The organism is Stenotrophomonas muris, from assembly GCF_052751275.1.
Window position 1 is genome coordinate 4,442,899 of the sequence record NZ_CP199879.1, and the last position, 20,211, is coordinate 4,463,109.

15 protein-coding genes are annotated in these 20,211 nt (G+C 67.2%); 10 read left to right on the forward strand and 5 right to left on the reverse strand.

What is annotated here, in order from left to right; translation table 11 throughout:
* Positions 1–26: 26 nt before the first annotated feature.
* A complete protein-coding gene (locus ACUVWL_RS20605) occupies positions 27–1,211 on the forward strand; it encodes a class I SAM-dependent methyltransferase (RefSeq protein WP_014648426.1) in 1,185 nt (394 codons plus the stop codon).
* Positions 1,208–1,600 carry a membrane protein gene (locus ACUVWL_RS20610; RefSeq protein WP_049439957.1) on the forward strand — a complete coding sequence of 131 codons (393 nt, stop codon included), beginning with the start codon at positions 1,208–1,210 and terminating at the stop codon, positions 1,598–1,600. Before ACUVWL_RS20605 ends, ACUVWL_RS20610 begins: the two co-directional genes overlap by 4 nt.
* Positions 1,601–1,716: 116 nt before the next feature.
* Here the strand turns inward: ACUVWL_RS20610 and ACUVWL_RS20615 are convergent, their stop codons facing one another.
* The 3 genes from ACUVWL_RS20615 to ACUVWL_RS20625 form a co-directional block, all read right to left on the reverse strand.
* Entirely contained in the window at positions 1,717–4,074 is a 2,358-nt protein-coding gene (locus ACUVWL_RS20615) for a beta-N-acetylhexosaminidase (RefSeq protein WP_445978704.1), read from the reverse strand.
* A 111-nt stretch (positions 4,075–4,185) separates the two neighbouring features.
* Positions 4,186–6,849, reverse strand: a complete 2,664-nt coding sequence (locus ACUVWL_RS20620; RefSeq protein WP_032960229.1) for a TonB-dependent receptor — start codon at positions 6,847–6,849, stop codon at positions 4,186–4,188.
* Positions 6,850–6,992: 143 nt separating this feature from the next.
* The gene (locus tag ACUVWL_RS20625; RefSeq protein WP_049439954.1) at positions 6,993–8,012 is read right to left on the reverse strand and encodes a glucokinase family protein; all 1,020 of its coding nucleotides are present in this window, start codon (positions 8,010–8,012) and stop codon (positions 6,993–6,995) included.
* Between the two features lie 376 nt (positions 8,013–8,388).
* On the opposite strand from ACUVWL_RS20625, the gene ACUVWL_RS20630 reads away from it, so the two are divergent.
* The 6 genes from ACUVWL_RS20630 to ACUVWL_RS20655 all read left to right on the forward strand — a co-directional run bounded on the left by ACUVWL_RS20630 (position 8,389) and on the right by ACUVWL_RS20655 (position 17,351).
* On the forward strand, positions 8,389–9,678 hold the full coding sequence (locus ACUVWL_RS20630) for a sugar MFS transporter (RefSeq protein WP_445978705.1): 1,290 nt from the start codon (positions 8,389–8,391) through the stop codon (positions 9,676–9,678).
* A 39-nt stretch (positions 9,679–9,717) separates the two neighbouring features.
* Positions 9,718–10,785 (forward strand): LacI family DNA-binding transcriptional regulator, encoded by a 1,068-nt coding sequence (locus ACUVWL_RS20635; RefSeq protein WP_005411045.1) that lies wholly within the window; start codon positions 9,718–9,720, stop codon positions 10,783–10,785.
* 7 nt (positions 10,786–10,792) lie between these two features.
* Complete coding sequence (locus ACUVWL_RS20640) at positions 10,793–11,821, forward strand: SIS domain-containing protein (protein ID WP_049439950.1); 1,029 nt, start codon at positions 10,793–10,795, stop codon at positions 11,819–11,821.
* Positions 11,821–12,969 (forward strand): N-acetylglucosamine-6-phosphate deacetylase, encoded by a 1,149-nt coding sequence (gene nagA, locus ACUVWL_RS20645; protein ID WP_049439947.1) that lies wholly within the window; start codon positions 11,821–11,823, stop codon positions 12,967–12,969. The genes ACUVWL_RS20640 and nagA overlap by 1 nt, the downstream gene beginning before the upstream one ends.
* Positions 12,969–14,036: an acyltransferase family protein gene (locus ACUVWL_RS20650; protein WP_445978706.1), complete on the forward strand. Its 1,068-nt coding sequence runs from the start codon at positions 12,969–12,971 to the stop codon at positions 14,034–14,036. Before nagA ends, ACUVWL_RS20650 begins: the two co-directional genes overlap by 1 nt.
* A 288-nt stretch (positions 14,037–14,324) precedes the next feature.
* Entirely contained in the window at positions 14,325–17,351 is a 3,027-nt protein-coding gene (locus tag ACUVWL_RS20655; protein WP_445978707.1) for an autotransporter family protein, read from the forward strand.
* Here the strand turns inward: ACUVWL_RS20655 and ACUVWL_RS20660 are convergent.
* On the reverse strand, positions 17,270–17,908 hold the full coding sequence (locus tag ACUVWL_RS20660) for a hypothetical protein (protein ID WP_445978708.1): 639 nt from the start codon (positions 17,906–17,908) through the stop codon (positions 17,270–17,272). The two genes, ACUVWL_RS20655 and ACUVWL_RS20660, sit on opposite strands and share 82 nt — an antisense overlap.
* 31 nt (positions 17,909–17,939) lie before the next feature.
* Complete coding sequence (locus ACUVWL_RS20665) at positions 17,940–18,374, reverse strand: hypothetical protein (RefSeq protein ID WP_445978709.1); 435 nt, start codon at positions 18,372–18,374, stop codon at positions 17,940–17,942.
* 408 nt (positions 18,375–18,782) lie between these two features.
* Between ACUVWL_RS20665 and ACUVWL_RS20670 the strand changes: the two genes are divergently transcribed.
* Together ACUVWL_RS20670 and ACUVWL_RS20675 are read left to right on the forward strand one after the other, a co-directional pair.
* The gene (locus ACUVWL_RS20670; RefSeq protein ID WP_445978710.1) at positions 18,783–19,826 is read left to right on the forward strand and encodes a S41 family peptidase; all 1,044 of its coding nucleotides are present in this window, start codon (positions 18,783–18,785) and stop codon (positions 19,824–19,826) included.
* Positions 19,823–20,158, forward strand: coding sequence for a hypothetical protein (locus ACUVWL_RS20675; protein ID WP_049440307.1), 336 nt, complete (start codon positions 19,823–19,825; stop codon positions 20,156–20,158). Before ACUVWL_RS20670 ends, ACUVWL_RS20675 begins: the two co-directional genes overlap by 4 nt.
* Positions 20,159–20,211 lie beyond the last annotated feature (53 nt).

Sequence of the window (20,211 nt, forward strand, 5' to 3'; positions counted from 1 at the left end):
CCATTGTCACCGCATTCGAAGACGCCATGCAGCCCACCTTCCCCCTGCCCGAAGCCGATGCCCTGGCCCACAGCGACCAGCTGGCCGCTGCCCTGCGCGCCGAAATCCTTGCGCAGGGCGGGGCAATGCCGTTCTCCCGCTTCATGGAGCTGTGCCTGTACACCCCCGGCTGGGGCTATTACAGCGCCGGCGCCAGCAAATTCGGCGGCAGTGGCGACTTCACCACCGCGCCCGAGCTCGGCAGCCTGTTCGCCGGCAGCGTGGCCAACGCGCTGGCGCCGGTGTTCGCCCAGCTGGGTACGCAGGCGCGGATGCTGGAACTGGGCGGTGGTACCGGCGCCTTCGCCGAAGCGGTGCTGCTGCGCCTGGCCGAGCTGGACGCGCTGCCGTCGCGCTACGCCATCCTCGAACCCAGCGCCGACCTGCGCGAGCGCCAGCAACAGCGCCTGCAGCAGAACCTGCCGGCCGAGCTGGCCGCACGCGTGGACTGGGTCGATCGCCCGTTCGAAGAGGACTGGGAGGGCGTGGTGTTTGCCAACGAAGTGATCGACGCGCTGCCGACGCCGCGCTTCCTGATCCGGGATGGCGAGGTCTACGAGGAAACCGTGGAACTGGACGCCGAAGGCAACTTCATCCGTGGTGCGCAGCCGGCCGACATCCTGCTCAACGGTGCGGTGCGCCACATCGAGCGCTACCTGGAGCGCCCCTTCGCCGAGGGCTACCGTTCCGAGGTGCTGCCGCAGCTGCCGTACTGGTTGCAGGCGGTGGCGGGCGGCCTGCAGCGCGGTGCGATGCTGTTCATCGACTACGGTTACAACCGTGGCGAGTTCTACCAGCACGACCGCGATGAGGGCACCGTACGCGCGTTCTACCGCCACCACGTGCACAACGACGTGCACCGCTGGCCGGGGCTGCAGGACATCACCGCGTCGGTGGATTTCACTGCGATGGCCGAGGCCGGCATGCACGGCGGTTTCGAGCTGGCGGGCTACTGCAGCCAGGCCAGCTTCCTGCTCGGCAACGGCCTGGACCAGGTGCTGTCGCTGGCCGAGGAGCGCACTGATGAGGTCGGCCGCATCCAGCTGCGCGACCAGGTGAAGAAGCTGACCCTGCCGACCGAGATGGGGGAGCGCTTCCAGGCGATCGGCCTGCAGCGCGGCGTCGACTTCGAGCCCGCCTTCGAGCTGGGTGACCTGAGCTGGCGCCTGTGAGCGATGCACTGCCGCTGATCAAGCCGCTGCGGCGGCCGCGGCTGTGGGCCGCACTGTGGTTCAGCGCGGTGCTGCTGGTGATCGTGGTCTGCCTGATCCCACCGCCACCGATTCCGTTGCCGGAAAACGGCGACAAGGGTGAGCACTTCCTCGCCTATTTCATCCTGGCTGGCAGCGCGGTACAGCTGTTCCGGCACGGACGTCCGCTGCTGTGTGTGGGCGTGGGCCTGGTGCTGATGGGGATCGGCATCGAGTTCGCGCAGGGCGCATTGACCGATGACCGCATGGCCGATCCGATGGACGCGCTGGCCAACATGATCGGCGTGCTGGCCGGCCTGGCTACGGCACTGACCCCGCTGCGCGATCTGCTGCTGCGCTGGCGCGGGTAAAGTTCCTGTAGAGCCGACCCATGCTCGGCTTCCTCCCAAAGGCAGCCGAGCATGGGCTCGGCTCTACAGTAGATCCACGCCATGCGTGGATCGATTGCGCCAGGACAGGCTTGGGGTCACTTCCCCAGCGTGACCTCATCCAGCACCCACATCGCCGGGCGCGTGTCGCCGGTGAAGTTGATGCACAGGTCACCGGTGCCCTGGGAGCCCTTCGGCAGCGTCGCACGCAGCGTCACGAAGCCATCGGCATCCGGCGTGGCCGGCAGCGGCACTTCGGCCAGCACCTTGCCGCTGCAGTCGCCGCGACGCACCAGCATCTCGCCATGCGCACGCTTGGCCTTCTCGAAGCGACGCTTGGGCTCGTCGTGGGCCAGCTGGAAGTAGTACGGAATACGCCCCGCGCGGACTTCCACGCTGCCGATGCCGTCCAGCTGTGCCTGTGGCCAGCGCCAGCATGGCTGGAAGATGTCCACGTTGAACACTGCGCGGTTTCCCTCGCGCGGGCCATCGTCTTCCAGGCGCAGCACCAGCCCCTTCTTGCCTACGCAGCTGAGCAGTTCGTCACTGCGGCGGCTGAGCAGCGATTGCGCACTGAAGTCCGCGACCGTCGGCTTCGCCGCCAGCATCTGGCCCTGGTAGAACGCGGCGGCCTGCACCGTGGTCGGCAGCGTACTGGTCAGCGGCTGCCGGTACAGCGGCGACTGCGCCGTCACCGGCTGGCCATCGGTGCTGTAGCGCACTTCATAGCCCAGCGGGTTGGCCAGCGACACGGTCACCGTGTTGGCGGCGCGGTTGTCGGTGTAGTCCACGCCCACTTCGAACGGGGTCTGCGCGTAGGCCAGGCCCCAGGCGCGGTAGCGTTGCAGCTGCGCGGGCAGGCGCGCGAGGAAATCGCGGAAGTCGCGATGTTCCGGCGTGCTCCAGCCGGTCTCGGCCACCGCGGCCAGGCGCGGGAACAGGTTGTGCTGCAGGCGCGCATAGGTGCGCGTGTGTTCGGTGAACATGTTGGCCTGCAGGCCGAGGATGTGCCCGCGCTTGTCAGCGGCCAGCTCGGCCGGCACGGGCTCGAAGTTGTACAGCTTGCCGAGGTTGACCTGGGCCGGGCGGCCCGGCGGTTCGTTCGGCGAGGCCGTCTGCAGGTAATCCAGATAGAGGTAGCCCACGGGCGACATGACCACGTCATGGCCAGCACTGGCCGCGGCCAGGCCACCTTCGGTGCCCTGCCAGGACATCACCGTGGCCTGCGGCGGCAGCCCGCCTTCAAGGATTTCATCCCAGCCGATCAGGCGCCGGTCGTGCTCCTCCAGGAAGGTCTCCAGGCGCTTGATGATGTGGCTCTGCATGGCCATTTCATCCTTGATGCCCAGCGCACGCATGCGCTGCTGGACCTGCCTGGAGGCTTCCCACTGGTCCTTGACCGCCTCGTCGCCGCCGACGTGCACGTACTTGGCCGGGAACAGTTCGATCACTTCCTCCAGTATGTTCTCGAGGAAGGTGACAGTACTGTCTTCCACGTTGAACAGGTTCGGGAACACGCCCCATTCGCTGATCGGCTTCAGCGGGGTATTGATCGAACCCAGTTCCGGGTATGCGGCAATCGCTGCGGTCGCGTGCCCCGGCACATCGATTTCCGGAATCACCTGGATATGCAGCTTCGCGGCATAGGCAATCACTTCGCGGATCTGGTCCTGCGTGTAGAAGCCGCAATACGGATGCTCCTTGCCAGTGACCGGATCGATGCCACCGTCGCCGGCCGGCAGGCGGCAGCTGCCCACTCCGGTCAGCTTCGGATAGCGCTTGATCTCCATGCGCCAACCCTGGTCATCGGTCAGGTGCCAATGGAAGGTGTTGAGCTTGTGCGCGGCCATTGCGTCGAGCACGCGCTTGATCTCGTCCAGGCTCTGGAAATGCCGCGCCGAGTCGAGCATGAAACCGCGCCAGCTGAAGCGTGGCGCGTCCTGGATCTGCACCGCTGGCAGCACGCCGTTGCTGCCGCCGGTGGCGAGCTGGGCGAGGGTGGTTGCGCCGTAGAACAGGCCGGTTTCGTTGCCGGCCTGTACCACTACGCCCTGTGCGGTGCTTTCCAGCGTGTAGCCCTCGCCGCTGTCGCGGAAGGTGGGCACGATCTGGAAGCGGATGCCACCGGTCCTGGCCGCCGCCTTGCCCTTGGCCAGCCCCAGGCGCGGGCCGCCACTGCGCGCCAGCAGGTCGGCGAACTGGCTGGCGACGCGCTGTGCGGCCTCGCCTTCGGCCTGCAGCACGGTATCGGCGCGCACGGTGATGCCGCTGCCCTGGCCAGGCTGCACATTGCTGGGGGCGGGAATCAGCATCAGGCTGCCGGCACGCAGCTGCGGGCCGGGTGCCTCAGCGGCCGGCATGGGGTCGGCGGCAAGTGCCGGCAGTGCCGGCAACAGGGCGAGCAGGCTGCCCAGCAGCACTGCGCTGCGCATCCGGGCGCGGGAAGGCTTGACCATCGGTACGACTCCTTGGAACGGTGCGATGAACGCTATACATGAAAAACGCCGGGCCCGGAATGACCCAGGCCCGGCGTGCGCGCACGACTCGGCGATGTTGCCGCCGCTGGATCAGTACTTGAAGCGGAAGTTGAGGTAGTACTGGCGACCGTTGCTGTAGAACGAGGTCGGGATGGCCGCGGTCTGGTAGTACTTGTAGGTCGGGTTGTTGAGGTTCAGGCCATCCAGGGTGATGCTCAGCCAGTCGGTGGCCTTGTAGCTCAGCGACGCCGACAGCGTGCCGAAGTCATCCTGGTAGTACGGATTGGTGCCCGACAGGCTGATCAGGAACGAGGAACGGCGGGTATAGCTGACGCGGGCGCCAAAGCGCTCGTTCTCGAAGTAGGCACCCACGTTGTAGGTGTTCTTCGAGGTGCCCAGCAGATTGTGCGAGCCGTCCGACCAGGTGTGCGAGGTGGTGCCGTTGGCGTAGGTGTAATTGGCATTGACGCCGAAGTACTCGCCGATCGGCTGTTCGTAGGCCACTTCCACGCCGGTGACCTTGCCGTCGGCATTGATCGGGGTGGAGATCTGGTAGGTCTCAAGCTGGTTGGTCAGTTCGCTGTACAGCTGGCGCGAGACCACGTCGAAGGCGATGTAGTCCTTCAGGTTCATGTGGTACGCGCCCACCGACAGCAGGCCGCGCGGCATGAAGTACCACTCCAGGTTGGCGTCCAGGTTGGTCGACAGGGTCGGCTTGAGGTTCGGATTGCCACCGCCGCCGGTGCGGTTCAGGTCCGAACCGTACGAGGAGGCACCCAGTGCCGAGTAGTCCGGCAGGGTCTGGGTCTGCGAGGCGGCGACGCGCAGCACCAGCGAGTCGTCCAGGTCGAACTTGATGTTGGCGCTGGGCAATACGCGGTTGCGCTTGTTCTGGAAGGCCAGGCGCTCCCACATGCCGAACAGGCTGCTGACATCGGCATCGGCGGCCTTGCTGACGGCGTTGTAGGTGTCGATGTCCTGCTTGATGTTGACGTAGCGCAGGCCGACGTTGCCGCTCCACCAGTCGCCGCGGAAGTTGGCCTGCACGTAGCCGGCGAAGTTCTTTTCCTTCACCTTCCACTCGGCGCCATAGTTGTGGCGACCGGTCGGGCCATCATTGCCGGCCAGCCAGGTGGAGTTGTTGGTCACCGCGTCCTTCAGCGCGCCCGGGGTGAAGTACCAGAGGTTGCGCGGGAAGGTGCCGCCGATGTCACCGGCAAAGCCGCTGGGATAGTTGGCCGTCGCGCCGTTCTTCAGCGCGCTCCAGATGTCACCCGGGGTTGCACCTTCCGGCGACAGCGCTTCGCGCTTGTGGTCGGCGAAACGCAGGCCGAAGTCGATCGAGCTCAGCACGCCGCCATCGTTGAAGTACTGGTTGAAATCGAGCGTGGCCCACTTCTCCTTGTCTTCAGCGGTGACCTGCTGGTTGCCCCAGGTGCCGAAGCTGGTCACGCCGTTGGGCGAGATGTCGCCGCCGACGTTCCAGTCGATCGGCGAGCCATTGCCGTGGGTAGCCCAGCTGGCGCCGCCGCCGTTGGCCAGGGTGACCTCGGCGATGTACTGGCGCGGCGTCTCGCCGGTACCCTTGGTGCTGCCGGCCTGGAACTTGGCGGTCAGGCTGTCGCTGATCTGCCAGTCGGCATCGAAGGTGACATAGCTCGACTTGGCCTTCGACTCGCGGTAGATCATGTCGTACACCGCATAGTCGGTGCCGGGCACGCCCTTGTAGTTGGCGTTGGTCAGCACGCCGTCCTTGACCACATAGCCCGGATCCGGCGCCTGCGACTTGGCGAAGCTGTTGCCGAACATCATGAAGTTGCGGTTGTAGTTGTTCGCCTTCAGCTCGGAGCTGAAACCATTGAGGCCGAGGGTGAGGCTGTCGCTCGGCTTGAACTGCAGCGAGACCAGGCCGCCCTTGCGCTCGCGGGTCTGTTCGAACAGGGTCGAACCCAGCAGGCCCGGAACGTTGACGCCGATCAGGTCCGGATTGGTCTTGGCGACCGGATCGTTTGCGCCGATCTTGAAGAAGCCACCCGGGATTTCCTGCGCTTCACGGCGCAGTTCGCGCTTCTGGCTGAAGCCCTGCACCATCACGCCGAAGGTGCCTTCGTCGTTCTTGTAGTTGAACAGCGCCGAATATTGCGGGTCGTTCGACTTGGCCTGGTCCGAGCGCACCAGGCCGATCGAGCCTTCCGCGGTGAACGGCTTGGAGAATTCCAGTGGCTTGCGGGTGATGATGTTGACGGTACCGGTGGTGCCGCCGTCCTGCAGCTTGGCCTGCGAGGACTTGTTCACTTCCACCGAGCTGACCAGTTCGGACGGCAGCAGCGAGTAGCTGACGCTGCGGCCGACGTTGTTGCCCTGGCTGAGCACGAACCAGTCGGCCGAACCGACGGTGTGGCCGTTGATCAGGGTCTGGGTCAGGCTCGGGCTGGTGCCGCGCAGGCTGACACGGTCGGCTTCGTCGAAACCGCCTTCATCGGCGCTGGACGAGCTGATGTTGACGCCCGGCAGGCGCTGCAGGGTGTCGGCGACGTTGTGCGCCGGCAGCTTGCCCACGTCCTCGGCGGTGACCACTTCCACGCGCGCATTGGCTTCGCGCTTGGTGTCCAGCGATTTTTCCATCGAACCACGGATGCCGGTAACGGTCACGGTGTCCAGGTCGGTGGCGGTCGGGGCAGCCTGCTGCGCGTGCGCACTGAAGGCGATGCAGCTGACGATGGCGGCCGAAAGCAGGGTCTTGCGGGTATTCATGATGTCTCTCCTCATCACTCGATTGGATGCCGGCGGCGGTGTTCGATAACGGTTGCGATGACATGCGCGGGGCGGCGGCGAAGTCCCGTGCGTTGGCGTGCCACGTACTGCGTGCTGCGATTGCGTTGAAGCCTGTTGCGGTGTCAGGCGGCCGACTGCTGCTGCAGGTACCAGCTGGCAGCGCCGACCACGCCCAGCTGGCCGTGTTCGACGACCTTCACCGGGATGCGTGCCAGTGCTTCGCCCATCGGCCCCTTCTGCAGGTAGCGTTCGACGAAGGTGCTGGCGTGCAGGTATTCGCGGATCTGCGGCAGGATGCCGCCGGCCAGGTAGACGCCACCGTGGGCACCATAGAACAGGGCCATGTCGCCGATGGTGCTGCCGAGCAGGCCGCAGAACACATCCAGCGCCTGGCGCGCGTGTGCATCGGTATCGGCCATGGCGGCGGCGGTGACCGCATCGGGGCTGGCCAGCGTCGGTGCCTGCCCCTGCAGCGCGCACACCGCGCGGTACAGGTTCATCAGGCCCGGGCCGGAGATCGCATGTTCGATCGACACGTGGGCGCGGTCGCGCTGCATGTGGCGGACGATGGCCATTTCCAGTTCGGTGCTGGCCGCCAGGGTCGGCTGGCCGGCTTCGGTCGGCAGGACCACCGGACCATGCGCAGTGGGGATCCACAGCGCGGCGCCGAGGCCGGTGCCGGGGCCGACCACCAGGGTCGGGCCACGCGTGCCGGTGTCCGGCCCGCACAGGTGCAGCACGCCGCTGGCGTCCACCTGCGCAGCGGCATAGGCCACCGCTTCGAAGTCGTTGACGATGTAGACCCGCTGCAGGCCGACATCGGCCTCCACCTGGCGCGCCGACAGTGGCCACGGCAGGTTGGCGGTGATCACCGTGCCGTCCTCGCGGGCGTAGCCGGCGCTGGCAACCACGCAGTGCGTGGGGCGTGGGCCTTCGCCCAGGAAGTCGGACAGGATCGCGCTGAGACCGGCGTGGTCGGCGTTGCGGTACTTGCGGTATTCCAGCACCTGCACCGGATGGGCGGCATCGCCGCTGGCCTGGACCCGGGCCACGCGCACATGGGTGCCACCGACGTCGGCGGCCAGGAACGAGGGCGCGACGCGGGACAGGACATGGGCCGGGGCGGGGTGGCTGGCGGTCACGCGGGCTCCTGCTGCAGGTGGGGCCGGCCCCGGGATCGGGAGCGGCGATTGGGCCGGAGTCTGTAACCGCGCTGACAACGATGTCAACGAGTTCGTGACACTTTCGTTGCTGCGCCGCAACGAATGCGCCACGTGGTAAACGTTTACATGGCGTGAATGCGGGATTCACGCGGGAACCGTTGTGCCATGGGGCTCAAGCCGCTCAGCGCATTCAGCGTGATGCACGACGACTGCCTTGCGCAGTGCAACATGAGGCGCAGGGGGCGTCGGACGGAAGTTGACAAACCGCCGTTGTCCATCGAAAGAATGTGACAACGTTGTTCCCAGCCACTCTCCGACGCCGCGTTCTGCGGCTGTCGCCGCAGGAGCCCTCCTGATGTCCGCCGTCCCCGCTGCAAGCGCGCGCCCGAACGTGGCCACCTCCATCGCCATCGTCGGCGTGTTGTTCTTCCTGATCGGCTTCTTCACCTGGCTCAACGGCCCGTTGATCACCTTCGTCAAGCTCGCCTTCGAGCTCAGCGAGGTCGGCGCCTTCCTGGTGCTGATGGTGTTCTACCTGTCCTACTTCTTCCTGGCCCTGCCGGCGTCGTGGATCCTGCGCCGTACCGGCATGAAGAAGGGCCTGAGCCTGAGCCTGCTGGTGATGGCCGGTGGCGCGGCACTGTTCGGCGAATTCGCCACCCAGCGCTGGTACCCCGGCGCACTGGGCGGCCTGTTCGTGATCGGCAGCGGCCTGGCCCTGCTGCAGACGGCCATCAACCCGTACATCTCGATCCTTGGGCCGATCGAAACGGCGGCGCGGCGCATCGCGTTGATGGGCATCTGCAACAAGATCGCCGGCATCCTGGCGCCGATCCTGATCGGCACGGTGGTGCTGCATGGCATTGGCGATCTGGACGTGCAGGTGCAGGCGGCCGATGCCGCGACCAAAGCCGTGCTGCTGAACCAGTTCGCCGCCAAGATCCATGCCCCGTACCTGGCCATGGCGGCGCTGCTGGTGGTGTTGGCGGTGGCGATCCTGTTCTCGCCGCTGCCGGAAATCAAATCGTCCGAAGCCAACGCTACGCCGGTGGCCGCCGGTGCGGTCGAGCGCCGCAGCATCTTCCAGTTCCCGCACCTGTGGCTGGGCGTGCTGTGCCTGTTCGTGTACGTGGGCGTGGAAGTGATGGCCGGTGATGCCATCGGCACCTACGGCCATGGCTTCAACCTGCCGCTGGACGAGACCAAGATGTTCACCGCCTTCACCCTGGGCGCGATGCTGGTCGGTTACGTGGTCGGCCTGCTGGTGATTCCGCGGGTGGTGTCGCAGTCGCGCTACCTGACCATTTCGGCGGTGCTGGGCGTGGTGTTCTGCCTGGGCGCGTGGGCAACGCACGGCTATGTGTCGGTGGCCTTCGTGGCCCTGCTGGGCTTTGCCAACGCCATGATGTGGCCGGCCATCTTCCCGCTGGCCATCCGCGGCCTGGGGCGCTTCACCGAAACCGGTTCGGCCCTGCTGGTGATGGGCATCGCCGGTGGCGCGATCATTCCGCAGCTGTTCGCCCTGCTCAAGCAGCACATCGATTTCCAGCTGACCTTCGTGCTGCTGATGGTGCCCTGCTACCTGTACATCCTGTTCTATTCGGTGGTGGGCCACCGCGTGGGCCTGCCGCAGGACCGGAGCTGATCGGCGATGATGGACGGCAGCCAACCCCAGGAAAAACCGATGCGCAGAGCGACCATCAAGGACGTTGCCGAAAAGGCCAAGGTCTCGCTGAAGACGGTATCGCGGGTGATCAACAACGAGCCCTCGGTGATGCAGGCCACCCGCGCGCGGGTGCTGCGTGCCATCGCCGAGCTCGATTACGAACCCGATCCGTCCGCGCGCAACCTGCGCAGCGGCACCACCTTCGTGATCGGGCTGGTCTACGACAACCCGAACCCGTACCACATCATCGGCGTGCAGAACGGCGTGCTCGCCGCCTGCCGCGAGACCGGGTTCGGCCTGCAGATCCATCCCTGCGATTCCAGTTCGCCGCTGCTGGCCGATGAACTGGCTGACTGGGTGCAGCGTTCGCGCCTGGCCGGGCTGGTGCTGACCGCACCGATGTCCGAGCGCCGCGACCTGATCCAGGCGCTGACCGCGCGTGGCATCAAGCTGGTGCGCATCATTGCGGCCACCGAAGATCCGGCCGACGGTGCCTGCGTGTTCGTCGACGACCGCGAGGCCGCCTACGAGATCACCGAACACCTGATCCAGCTGGGGCACCAGCGCATCGGCTTCCTCTGGGGCGGCAGCTCGCACCGCTCCTCGGGCGAACGCTATGCCGGTTATGAGGCCGCGTTGAAGGACTACGGCATGACCGTGGACAAGCACCTGGTGGTGCAGGGCGACTACACCTTCGACGACGGTTTCCGTGGCGCGCGCCGCCTGCTGGCGCTGCGCGAACCGCCTACCGCCATCTTCGGTTCCAACGACGAAATCGCTGCCGGCGTGCTGGCCGCCGCCAAGTCGGCCGGCATGAACGTGCCCTACGACCTGTCCATTGCCGGTTTCGAGGACAGCCCGTTCTCGCGCCAGTCGTGGCCGCCGCTGACCACCGCCAAGCAGGCCACCGAAGACATCGCCCGCCATGCCGCGCGCCTGCTGATCGCGCAGCTGCGCAGCGACGCCTACGACGATGCGCCGGCACCGCTGCACAACCAGGGCTTCGTGCCGCAGCTGGTGGTGCGCGGTTCGACCGCGCCGATGCGCCCGGCCGGCGCACGCCCCCTTCCTTCCGATCCTGCCTGAGCCTGCCATGTCGCTGTCAGACCCCACCGCTACCCTGATGTTCGCCGAGGCCGCTGAAGCGGCCGACGTGGTCGCGCGCCAGTTCTCGCGCAACCACGCCACCCTGGAAACCCTGGCCGCCAGCCTGCGTGCCGCGCCGCCGCCGTTCGTGGTTACCTGTGCACGCGGCAGCTCCGACCATGCCGCCACCTATGGCAAGTACCTGCTGGAAACCCAGCTGGGGCTGGTGGTCGCGTCGGCCTCGCCATCGGTGGGCTCGGTCTACGCCGCACCATTGCAGCTGCGCGGCGCACTGTTCATCGTCATTTCGCAGTCGGGCAAGAGCCCGGACCTGCTGCGCAACGCCGAGGCGGCCAAGGCCGCCGGCGCGCGCGTGATCGCGCTGGTCAACGTCGAGGATTCACCGCTGGCGCAGTTGGCCGACACGGTCATCCCGCTGCATGCCGGCCCCGAGAAGAGCGTTGCAGCGACCAAGAGCTACCTGGCCTCGCTGGCCGCATTGCTGCAGCTGGCCGCGTACTGGAAGCAGGACAGCAGCCTGCGTGCGGCGCTGGACCTGCTGCCGGACGCGATGCGTGAAGCCTGGCAGTGCGACTGGAGCGCGGTGACCGAGGGCCTGGTCGAGGCCACCAACCTGTTCGTGCTCGGCCGCGGCCTGGGCCTGGGTGCGGCGCAGGAAGCGGCGCTGAAGTTCAAGGAAACCTGCAGCCTGCACGCCGAAGCCTACAGCTCGGCTGAAGTGAAGCACGGCCCGATGGCGCTGGTTGATCGTGGTTTCCCGGTGCTGGCCTTCGCCCAGCCGGACGAAACCGGCGCCGGTACCCGTGCGGTGGTCGATGAGTTCACCGCACGCGGCGCGCAGGTATGGTTGGCCGGTGCTGGCGGCAACCTGCCGGTGGCGGCCGCACCGCATCCGCTGTGCGCACCGCTATTGACCGTGCAGAGCTTCTATCGCGCCATCAATGCGCTGGCGCTGCGCCGTGGCTTCAACCCGGACCTGCCGCCGCATCTGAACAAGGTTACGGAGACGGTGTGATGGTGACGGTGCTGCGCAATGCCCGCATCCTGGCCGGCGATGAGTTCCGCGACGACCTGGCGGTGGTGATCGAGGACGGTCGCATCAGCGCGCTGCTGCCCGACGCAGCACCGCAGCTGGGCCACGCGGCCGAGCAGGTGGACCTGGGGGGCGGCTGGCTGCTGCCCGGCTTCATCGATGTGCAGGTCAATGGCGGCGGCGGCGCGCTGTTCAACAACACGCCGGACGTGGCGGCACTGCGCACCATCGCGCAGGCGCACCGCCGCTTCGGTACCACCGCGATGCTGCCGACGCTGATCAGCGATGACGTGGCGGTGATGCGCGAAGCCATCGGTGCGATGCGCGAGGCCATCACGCAGGGCGTGCCGGGCGTGATCGGCATCCACCTGGAAGGCCCGTACATCGCGCCGGCACGCAAGGGTACGCACGATGCCAGCAAGTTCCGCGTGCCGGATGAAGAAGAGATCGCACTGGCCGCGTCGCTGGACAATGGCGTGACCCTGCTGACGCTGGCGCCGGAGCGCGTGCCGCTGGAGACCATCCGTGCGCTGGTCGAGCGTGGCGTGATCGTCGCTGCTGGGCACACTGCAGGCACCTACGAAGAGATCCGCGCCGGCCTGGATGCCGGCGTGCGCGGCTTCACCCATCTGTACAACGCGATGTCGCCGTTGCAGGGCCGCGAGCCCGGCGCGGTGGGCGCTGCGCTGGAAGACCGCGACAGCTGGATCGGCATCATCGTCGATGGCGTGCATGTGCACCCGGCCAGCCTTCGCGTGGCGTTGGCGGCCAAGCCGCGCGGTCGCCTGCTGCTGGTGACCGATGCGATGCCGCCGGTTGGAGCCGACGATCCCAGCTACGTGCTGTATGGCGAAACCATCACCGCCATCGATGGCGTGGTGCGCAATGCCGCCGGTTCGTTGGCCGGCTCGGCGCTGGACATGGCCACCGCCGTGCGCAATACCGTGCAGCTGCTCGGCCAACCGCTGGCCGAAGCGGCGCGCATGGCGTCGACCTATCCGGCGCAGTTCCTCAACGTCGACGACCGCCTTGGCCACATCGCCGAGGGCTACCAGGCCGACCTGGTGCTGCTGGATGACGCCCTGCAGGTGCGTGGTACCTGGATTGCCGGACAGTACGAGGCCGCCTGATGAACAGTACGCCGCCACGCCGTCTGGGCTCGATCGATGCCCTGCGCGGCATCACCGTGGCGGCGATGCTGCTGGTCAACAATCCGGGCGACTGGAGTGCGGTGTTCGCGCCGCTGCGTCACTCGGAATGGCATGGCTGCACGCCCACCGACCTGGTGTTCCCGTTCTTCCTGTTCCTGGTGGGTATGTCGATGGCCTTCAGCGTGGCACCGCGCGCGCTGGATGCCGCTGCACGGCCAGCATTGGCGCGCGGGGTGCTGGAGCGTGCACTGCGCATCCTGCTCGCCGGCGCGTTGCTGCACCTGTTGATCTGGTGGGCGCTGCATACCCATCACTTCCGCATCTGGGGCGTGCTGCAGCGGATTGCGGTATGCGCAGCGTTGGTGGGTGTTCTGGCGGTGTATGCGCGGCCGCGCGTGCAGGCTGGCGTGCTGGTCACGCTGCTGGTGGGCTACACCGTGCTGCTGCTGGGCATCGGTGATCTGGCGCCATGGACCAACCCGGCCAGCCGCCTGGACACCACGCTGTTCGCACCGTGGATCTACCAGTGGCACGCCGATACCGGACTGGGCCATGACCCGGAAGGATTGCTGAGCACGCTGGGTGCGCTGGCCAGTACCGTGCTCGGCCTGATTGCCGGTGGCCTGCTGCGCAACGGTCGTGCGGCGGCATTGGCTGGCCTGGGTGTGGCAACCGCCGTGCTGGGGCTGCTGCTGGCCATGGTGCTGCCGTTGAACAAGCAGCTGTGGACGCCCAGCTACGCGCTGTGGACCGGGGGCCTTGCCGCGCTGGCACTGTGGCTGGGCCACGTGCTGATCGACCAGAAGGGATGGCCCGCACTGGGCCGGCGCTTCGGGGTCAATGCAATTACCGCCTATCTTGGCGCATCGGTGATGTCGGTGGCGCTGATGGCGACCGGCGCGTGGGGCTGGATCTGGCAGCAACTGGCCGCCGCGATGCCGCACGCGCTCGAGCTGGCGTCGATGCTGCAGGCGCTGGCGTTCGTCGCGCTGTGGTGGGGCGTGGCGTGGTGGCTGGACCGGCGGAAGATCTATCTGAAGATCTGACGGCTCCGGGTCGGATCCCTTTCCGCAGTGACGGCTCCGGGTCGGATCCCTTTCCGCAGGAAAGGGCTCTGACCCAACCCGGGAGGCCGCCTCATCCAGGCATGGGCATGACTCCGCAAAGGTGAACGATTTCAGGCACGTAGAGGTCAGGTGATGCCCGATCAAGTTCGCATCTGAACTGTGATGATCGGCACGCAAATTCACCTGTCGAAACGGTTCACCATGGCGCAGACTGAGCCCGCAGTACCGCATATCCGCAGTTCCTGATCCCCTGTCCAGGAGTGCTGTATGTCCCGTGCCGTCCCGCGCGCCGTGCGTCCGCGCCGCCTCACTGTCTCCGTACTGCAGGCCCTGGCTGTTCCGTCCGTCATGCTGTTGACCGCCAGCGTCGCCTGGGCCGGCTGTGACAGCGCCGCCCCCCTCGCCGGCCAGACGGTCACCTGCGATGCCAACGCGCCGAACCCGCAGACCGTTCCCGTCACCGCCAATGCCGCCGCCGGCATCACCGTCACTGTCGCCAGCACGGCGCAGCTGCAGCAAAGCGGTGGCAGCAGCGCGATTTCGCTTGTCGGGACCGGTGGGCACCTGTTGTCCAACCTGGGCACGATCAGTTCGGTGGGCGGCGTGGCGGTCCAGCTCGGTGGCGGCAGCCGCGTCGAGAACTCGGGCAGCATCAGCACCGGCAACAACACCGCCCTGCAGTTCGTCGGCGCCGGCGACAGCGTGCTGGTCAACCGCGGAACGATCAGCGGGCGCACCGGCGTGCAGTTCGGTGCCGGCAATGATCGCCTGGACATGCAGGCTGGCAGCATCAGCGGCAGTGTGCTGCAGGGCGATGGCAATGATGCGCTGCTGCTGGACAACGGTACGATCGACAGCGTCGACCAGGGCAGTGGCGATGACCAGATGACCGTCACCGGCGGCACCGTCACCGGCGTGGTGGCGCAGGGCAGTGGCCGCGATGATTTCGTCATGAGTGGCGGCACGGTCGGCGCGCTGCAGCAGGGCGACAACATCGATACCTTCCGCATGAGCGGTGGCCGCATCATCGGTGCGTTCGAGGATGGTGACCAGGCGTGGATGACCGCTGGCCGCATCGGCCGGGTCAACATGAAGCTGGACAAGAACCTGTGGGACCAGTCCGGCGGCACCGTGGACGGCAACGTGGTGACCGGCTTCGATACCGACACCATCATCATCTCGGGTACCGCCTACATCGGCGGCAACATCAGCGTCAGCGGCGGCAACGACAGCGTGACCATCACCGACGGCACCGTGCGCGGGCAGGTACTGCTCAGTACTGGCAACGACACCTTCAACTGGAATGGCGGCGGCATCGTCTACGGCGCGATCGACATGGGGCCGGACAACGACGTCGCCAACCTCGGCAACCTCAACCAGGGCAACCTGGGGGCGGTGCCGCTGTTCGACGGTGGCGGTGGCATCGACCAGCTCAACTTCCACAACGTCAAGACTGCCGGCGTGGGCCGCTTCCAGAACTGGGAGACGCTGCGGCTGGCCAACAGCACCGAGCTGACCTTTGATGGCGACCTGGTGCTGGGCGACAGCAGTACCGGCACCGGAACGCTGACGGTGGATGACACCAGCACCGTCTACGCAGGCAGTGGCGGCCATGCAGTCCGTCCGTTCAACAGTGGTGCACTGGTGGAGATGGTCAATGCCGGGCGCATCGACCTGACCGGTACCGGCGCAGGCGACGTGTTCACCGTGCGTGGCAACTACCGTGGTGACGGCGGTGGCCTGTACCTGCGTACCGTGCTGGGCGCGGACAATTCCAGCAGCGACCGCCTGGTGATCGATGGCGGAACCGCCACCGGTACCACCGGCATCGGCGTGCTCAATGCCGGCGGCAGCGGCGCCGCCACGCTGGCCGATGGCATCCTGGTGGTGCAGGCCTTGAATGGTGGCCGCACTGCGCCGGGCGCGTTCTCGCTGTTCGCACCGGTTGCAGCCGGTGCCTACGAGTACTTCCTGTTCAAGGGTGGTGTCAGCGCCGGCACCAGCGAGAACTGGTACCTGCGATCGACGCTGGTGACCGGACCAACGCCGGCACCCAACGGCGGCGGCACTGCCACGCCACCGCCCCTGACGCCGCCGGTCGCACCGCCGCCGGCGATCACCCCGGCACCGCCGCCGCCGCCTGAAGGCGCTACCGATCCGAACCTGACCGCCGGCGAGGCCGCGCCGCCACCGCCGCCACCGGAACCGGCGCCGGTGGCGCCGCCCAGCGACCCGGCGGTGCCGGACGTGCCGGTGGCCGGCGGTGCGTTGCCCGGTACCGGCACCCCACCAACGCCGGGTGCACGCCCGGCCGAAGGCGCGGTGGTGCCGCTGTACCGCGTGGAGACCGCCGCCTACGCCGTGGTGCCACCGCTGCTGCGCGAGACCTCGCTGGCCAGCCTCGGTACCTTCCACGAGCGGCAGGGCGAACAGCGCCTGCTGTACAACCAGGGCATATTCCGCACCGCCTGGGGCCGGTTGGTGGGGCAGAGCAGCGAGATCCACTGGAAGGGTGATGCGCAGCCGGGCTTCGATGGCGATGTGATGGGCCTGCAGGCCGGTCTCGACGTGTGGGCTGCGGCGTCTGACAACCACCGCAACCAGATCGGCGTATTCGTTGGCCGCACCCGCGCGCAGGGCAAGACCACGGGTCTGGCACTGGGCTGGGAGAACGTGCAGGTAGGCCAGAACCGCCTGGATGACAAGCACGTGGGCCTGTACTGGACCTTCACCGACAGCAGTGGGGGTTACATCGACGCCGTGGCGATGCAGAGCCGCTACGACGGCCGCGTGCGTTCCTCGCGTGGGCTCGGCTTCGGCCTGAGCGGCGACGGTACCAGCGTGTCGGTGGAGGCGGGCAAGCCGCTGCTGCACTTCGGGCAGTCCGCATGGTGGCTGGAACCGCAGGTGCAGGTGATCTGGCAGCGCACTTCGCTGGATGACCGTCGCGATGAAGTATCGAGTGTGCGCTTCGACAACGACAACGCCTGGACCGGCCGCATCGGCCTGCGTCTTGCCGGCGATTACCAGCTGGCTGACAACGGCTGGCAGCCGTATTTCAAGCTCAATTACTGGCATGGCCGTTCTGGTGAAGACCGCATCCGTTTCGACAACGACGTGATTGTCAATTCGCAGCGCTCACGCGCGCTGGAAGCCGGCGTGGGTGTGGTCGGGCGTTTCAACCGAACGATCAGCGCCTATGCCGTGGCCGACTACACTCGCGAACTGGGCGGCGACCGCAACGAGAAGCGCCGCGTCATCGAAGGCAACATCGGCCTGCGTGCGGACTGGTAGCGCCCGGTGCAGATGTCCGACCCGCTCTGGCAGGTGCCGACCTTGGTCGGCACGAATCCCACCGGCGCCATGACGCCGCTCTGGCAGGTGCCGACCTTGGTCGGCACGAATCCTGCCGGCGCCATGACGTAGCTCTGGTAGGTGCCGACCTTGGTCGGCACGAATCCCACCGGCGCCATGACGTAGCTCTGGCAGGTGCCGACCTTGGTCGGCACGAATCCCACCGACGCCATGACGCTGCTCTGGTAGGTGCCGATCTTGGTCGGCACGAATCCCGCCGGCGCCATGACGCCGCTCTGGTAGGTGCCGACCTTGGTCGGCACGAATCCCACCGGCGCCATGACACTGCTCTGGTAGGTGCCGACCTTGGTCGGCACGAATCCCACCGGCGCCATGACGCCGCTCTGGTAGGTGCCGACCTTGGTCGGCACGAATCCCACCGGCGCCATGACACTGCTCTGGTAGGTGCCGACCTTGGTCGGCACGAATCCCACCGGCGCCATGACACTGCTCTGGTAGGTGCCGACCTTGGTCGGCACGAATCCCACCGGCGCCATGACCTCCGCGCAGCCGACCATAGGCTCGGCTCTACAACAGCGGTGCGCACGCATCCGGTTCCACCAACGCCCCGGCATGATCGGCCAGCACCACCACCGCATGCAGCAACCCTTCCTCCACCTGTGGCGGACACTGCGCCTGCGCATCATCCATCTCGCGTGCCGACTGCGCCGCCAACAAGATGCCCCCACACGCAGACACCGCCGCCAGGCAGCGCGTCGCCTCGGCCAGGTCCCGGCCGCGCGCCTCGCTGAGTTGCCGTTCGCGCCACGCCTGGCCGTCGGCCGCGTGGCTGTGAGCGATGCCGCGCAGCCGCGCGAAGAATGCGGAGGGCGGCGCCTGTTCGTCGACTTCGGTGAGCGCATCTTCCAACGCTTCGGCTGCGGCGTTGGACAGCTGCAGGCCGGGCAGTGCAGCGCCGAGCAGTGCCTGCAGGCGTGGATAGGTGGGGTAGGGCGTGTTCATGGCGGCAACCTCACGAGGCAAGGCCACCTGCGAAGCGCAAGGTGGCGGGCGGTGCGGGTTGGCGTGCCGGTCAAAATCAAAGCGAAAAAGCCGACGGATCACGAGGATCCCCACGCACCGCCCACCATGGGCAAGCCGGTGCATTGTCGCGATTGCCGTTGATGCGGCAAATCGATCGCTTCGATGTTTGATTCAGGACGCCAATCCCGGTCAGCGCAGGAAGCGCCGACGGGGCCACCTTGGCGCGTTGTGCGCCGCGATGGCATGGGCAAAGTTGCAATGTGGTGACCGCACGCAAGCCGCCTTGCTGCAACCCGCGACCGGGCCGGATACGACAGTTCGCGCGTGGCGCAAGCGATCATGCCCCGGTTATGCTGCGGTCCTGATTCAACGACAAGGAAGCGTCGCATGCAGGTTCGCAAGGGAGTGCGTCGCATCGGCGCGCTGATGCTCGTGTTGCTGGCGACCGTCGCCATGGCCGATACGCCAGGCGCGGTCGAGGTGCCCTCGCCGGAGGCCCAGGCCGAGATCCTCAATCTGCTTGAACGCCAGGCGCTGTATCGCGATCGGGTGGACTGGCCCGCCATCCGCATCCGCCTGCAATCGGCGCAGGGGGATCCCGCGCAACGGCTGGCCGTTCTGCGCGAAGCCATTGCGCTCAGCACCGGCCACCATGGTGCGTGGACCACGACCCAGCGTCAGCGCGAATCCCTCGCGCGTGCGCAGCAGGCCGGTGCCGCCGCCGTGGACCGGGCCAAGGCCGCTGATGCGGTGGATGCGCGCATCGGCTGGGTGGTCATCGAGGGCTATGCCTCCTCGCCAGGCGCGACGCCGCAGGAAAAATTCCGCCAGGACATCCAGCGTGCCGCGCGATGGCAGCAGGTCATCCGCAGCAAGGACGACGGCGCGCGCTGTGGCTGGATCGTCGACCTGCGTGACAACAGCGGTGGCAACATGTGGCCGATGCTGCTGGGCATGGCACCGCTGCTGCGCACCTCGGTAGTGAACAGCGAAGATGTGGGGTCGTTCGAAACCGCACAGGGGCCGGAGCGCTGGACGTTGACCGCGACCGCTGTACAGCGTGCAGGCAAGTCGGTGCTGGACTTTGGCCAGTCCGGCTATGTGCTGCGGCAGCCCGGCGTGCCGGTGGCGGTGCTGTTCGGGCCCCGCACCGCCAGTTCGGGCGAGGCCTCGGTGCTGGCGTGGCGTGGCCGCCCGCAGGCGCGGAGTTTCGGCCAGCCGACCGCGGGCGTCTCCACCGGCAATGTCGTGCACACGCTTGCCGATGGCAGTCGCCTGCTGCTAACCACCAGCGTGATGCGGGATCGCAATGATCGTGGCGATGGCCTGAAGATCGAACCCGACCAGCGCGTCGAGGGTGATGCCGCCACTGTGGCCGCCGCCCAGGCCTGGCTGCTGGCCCAGCCCGCCTGCCAGGGCAACCGGACATGATCCTGATCGGCCAACAGGAACGGGTGCTGATCGTCGGCCCCACCGAAGCGCACCACTGCCTGCGCTGCCAGACGGAAACCGAGTTCGCGCCGCAGCTGCGCTACAAGATGGCGCGCATCGACCTGCTGTTCGGCTTCACCTACCAGCGCCGCTACGAGCTGGCCTGCACCCGGTGCGAGCACGGCTGGGTGCTCGATACCGAGACCATGGACCAGCAGCTGGGCGGGGTGCCGATCCCGTGGCGGCACCGCTTCGGCCTGCCGTTGATGCTGGTAGGGGTCGCCGCGCTGGCGGTGGCCGGTTGGATGTGGCGGAACCTGTATTCCTCCTAGGGAGAGGGCGGGCCGACATAGCCTCAGCAGGCCGTTCCAGCGGGCGCTAGCCT

Bases quoted from the DNA above. Each gene is read 5' to 3' on its own strand.
- ACUVWL_RS20605 (WP_014648426.1), top strand. From the start codon at position 27: ATGCAGCCCACCTTCCCCCTGCCCGAAGCCGATGCCCTGGCCCACAGC.
- ACUVWL_RS20615 (WP_445978704.1), bottom strand. From the start codon at position 4,074: ATGGTCAAGCCTTCCCGCGCCCGGATGCGCAGCGCAGTGCTGCTGGGC.
- ACUVWL_RS20620 (WP_032960229.1), bottom strand. From the start codon at position 6,849: ATGAATACCCGCAAGACCCTGCTTTCGGCCGCCATCGTCAGCTGCATC.
- ACUVWL_RS20630 (WP_445978705.1), top strand. From the start codon at position 8,389: ATGTCCGCCGTCCCCGCTGCAAGCGCGCGCCCGAACGTGGCCACCTCC.
- ACUVWL_RS20635 (WP_005411045.1), top strand. From the start codon at position 9,718: ATGCGCAGAGCGACCATCAAGGACGTTGCCGAAAAGGCCAAGGTCTCG.
- ACUVWL_RS20640 (WP_049439950.1), top strand. From the start codon at position 10,793: ATGTCGCTGTCAGACCCCACCGCTACCCTGATGTTCGCCGAGGCCGCT.
- nagA (WP_049439947.1), top strand. From the start codon at position 11,821: ATGGTGACGGTGCTGCGCAATGCCCGCATCCTGGCCGGCGATGAGTTC.
- ACUVWL_RS20650 (WP_445978706.1), top strand. From the start codon at position 12,969: ATGAACAGTACGCCGCCACGCCGTCTGGGCTCGATCGATGCCCTGCGC.
- ACUVWL_RS20655 (WP_445978707.1), top strand. From the start codon at position 14,325: ATGTCCCGTGCCGTCCCGCGCGCCGTGCGTCCGCGCCGCCTCACTGTC.
- ACUVWL_RS20660 (WP_445978708.1), bottom strand. From the start codon at position 17,908: ATGGCGCCGGTGGGATTCGTGCCGACCAAGGTCGGCACCTACCAGAGC.
- ACUVWL_RS20665 (WP_445978709.1), bottom strand. From the start codon at position 18,374: ATGAACACGCCCTACCCCACCTATCCACGCCTGCAGGCACTGCTCGGC.
- ACUVWL_RS20670 (WP_445978710.1), top strand. From the start codon at position 18,783: ATGCAGGTTCGCAAGGGAGTGCGTCGCATCGGCGCGCTGATGCTCGTG.
- ACUVWL_RS20675 (WP_049440307.1), top strand. From the start codon at position 19,823: ATGATCCTGATCGGCCAACAGGAACGGGTGCTGATCGTCGGCCCCACC.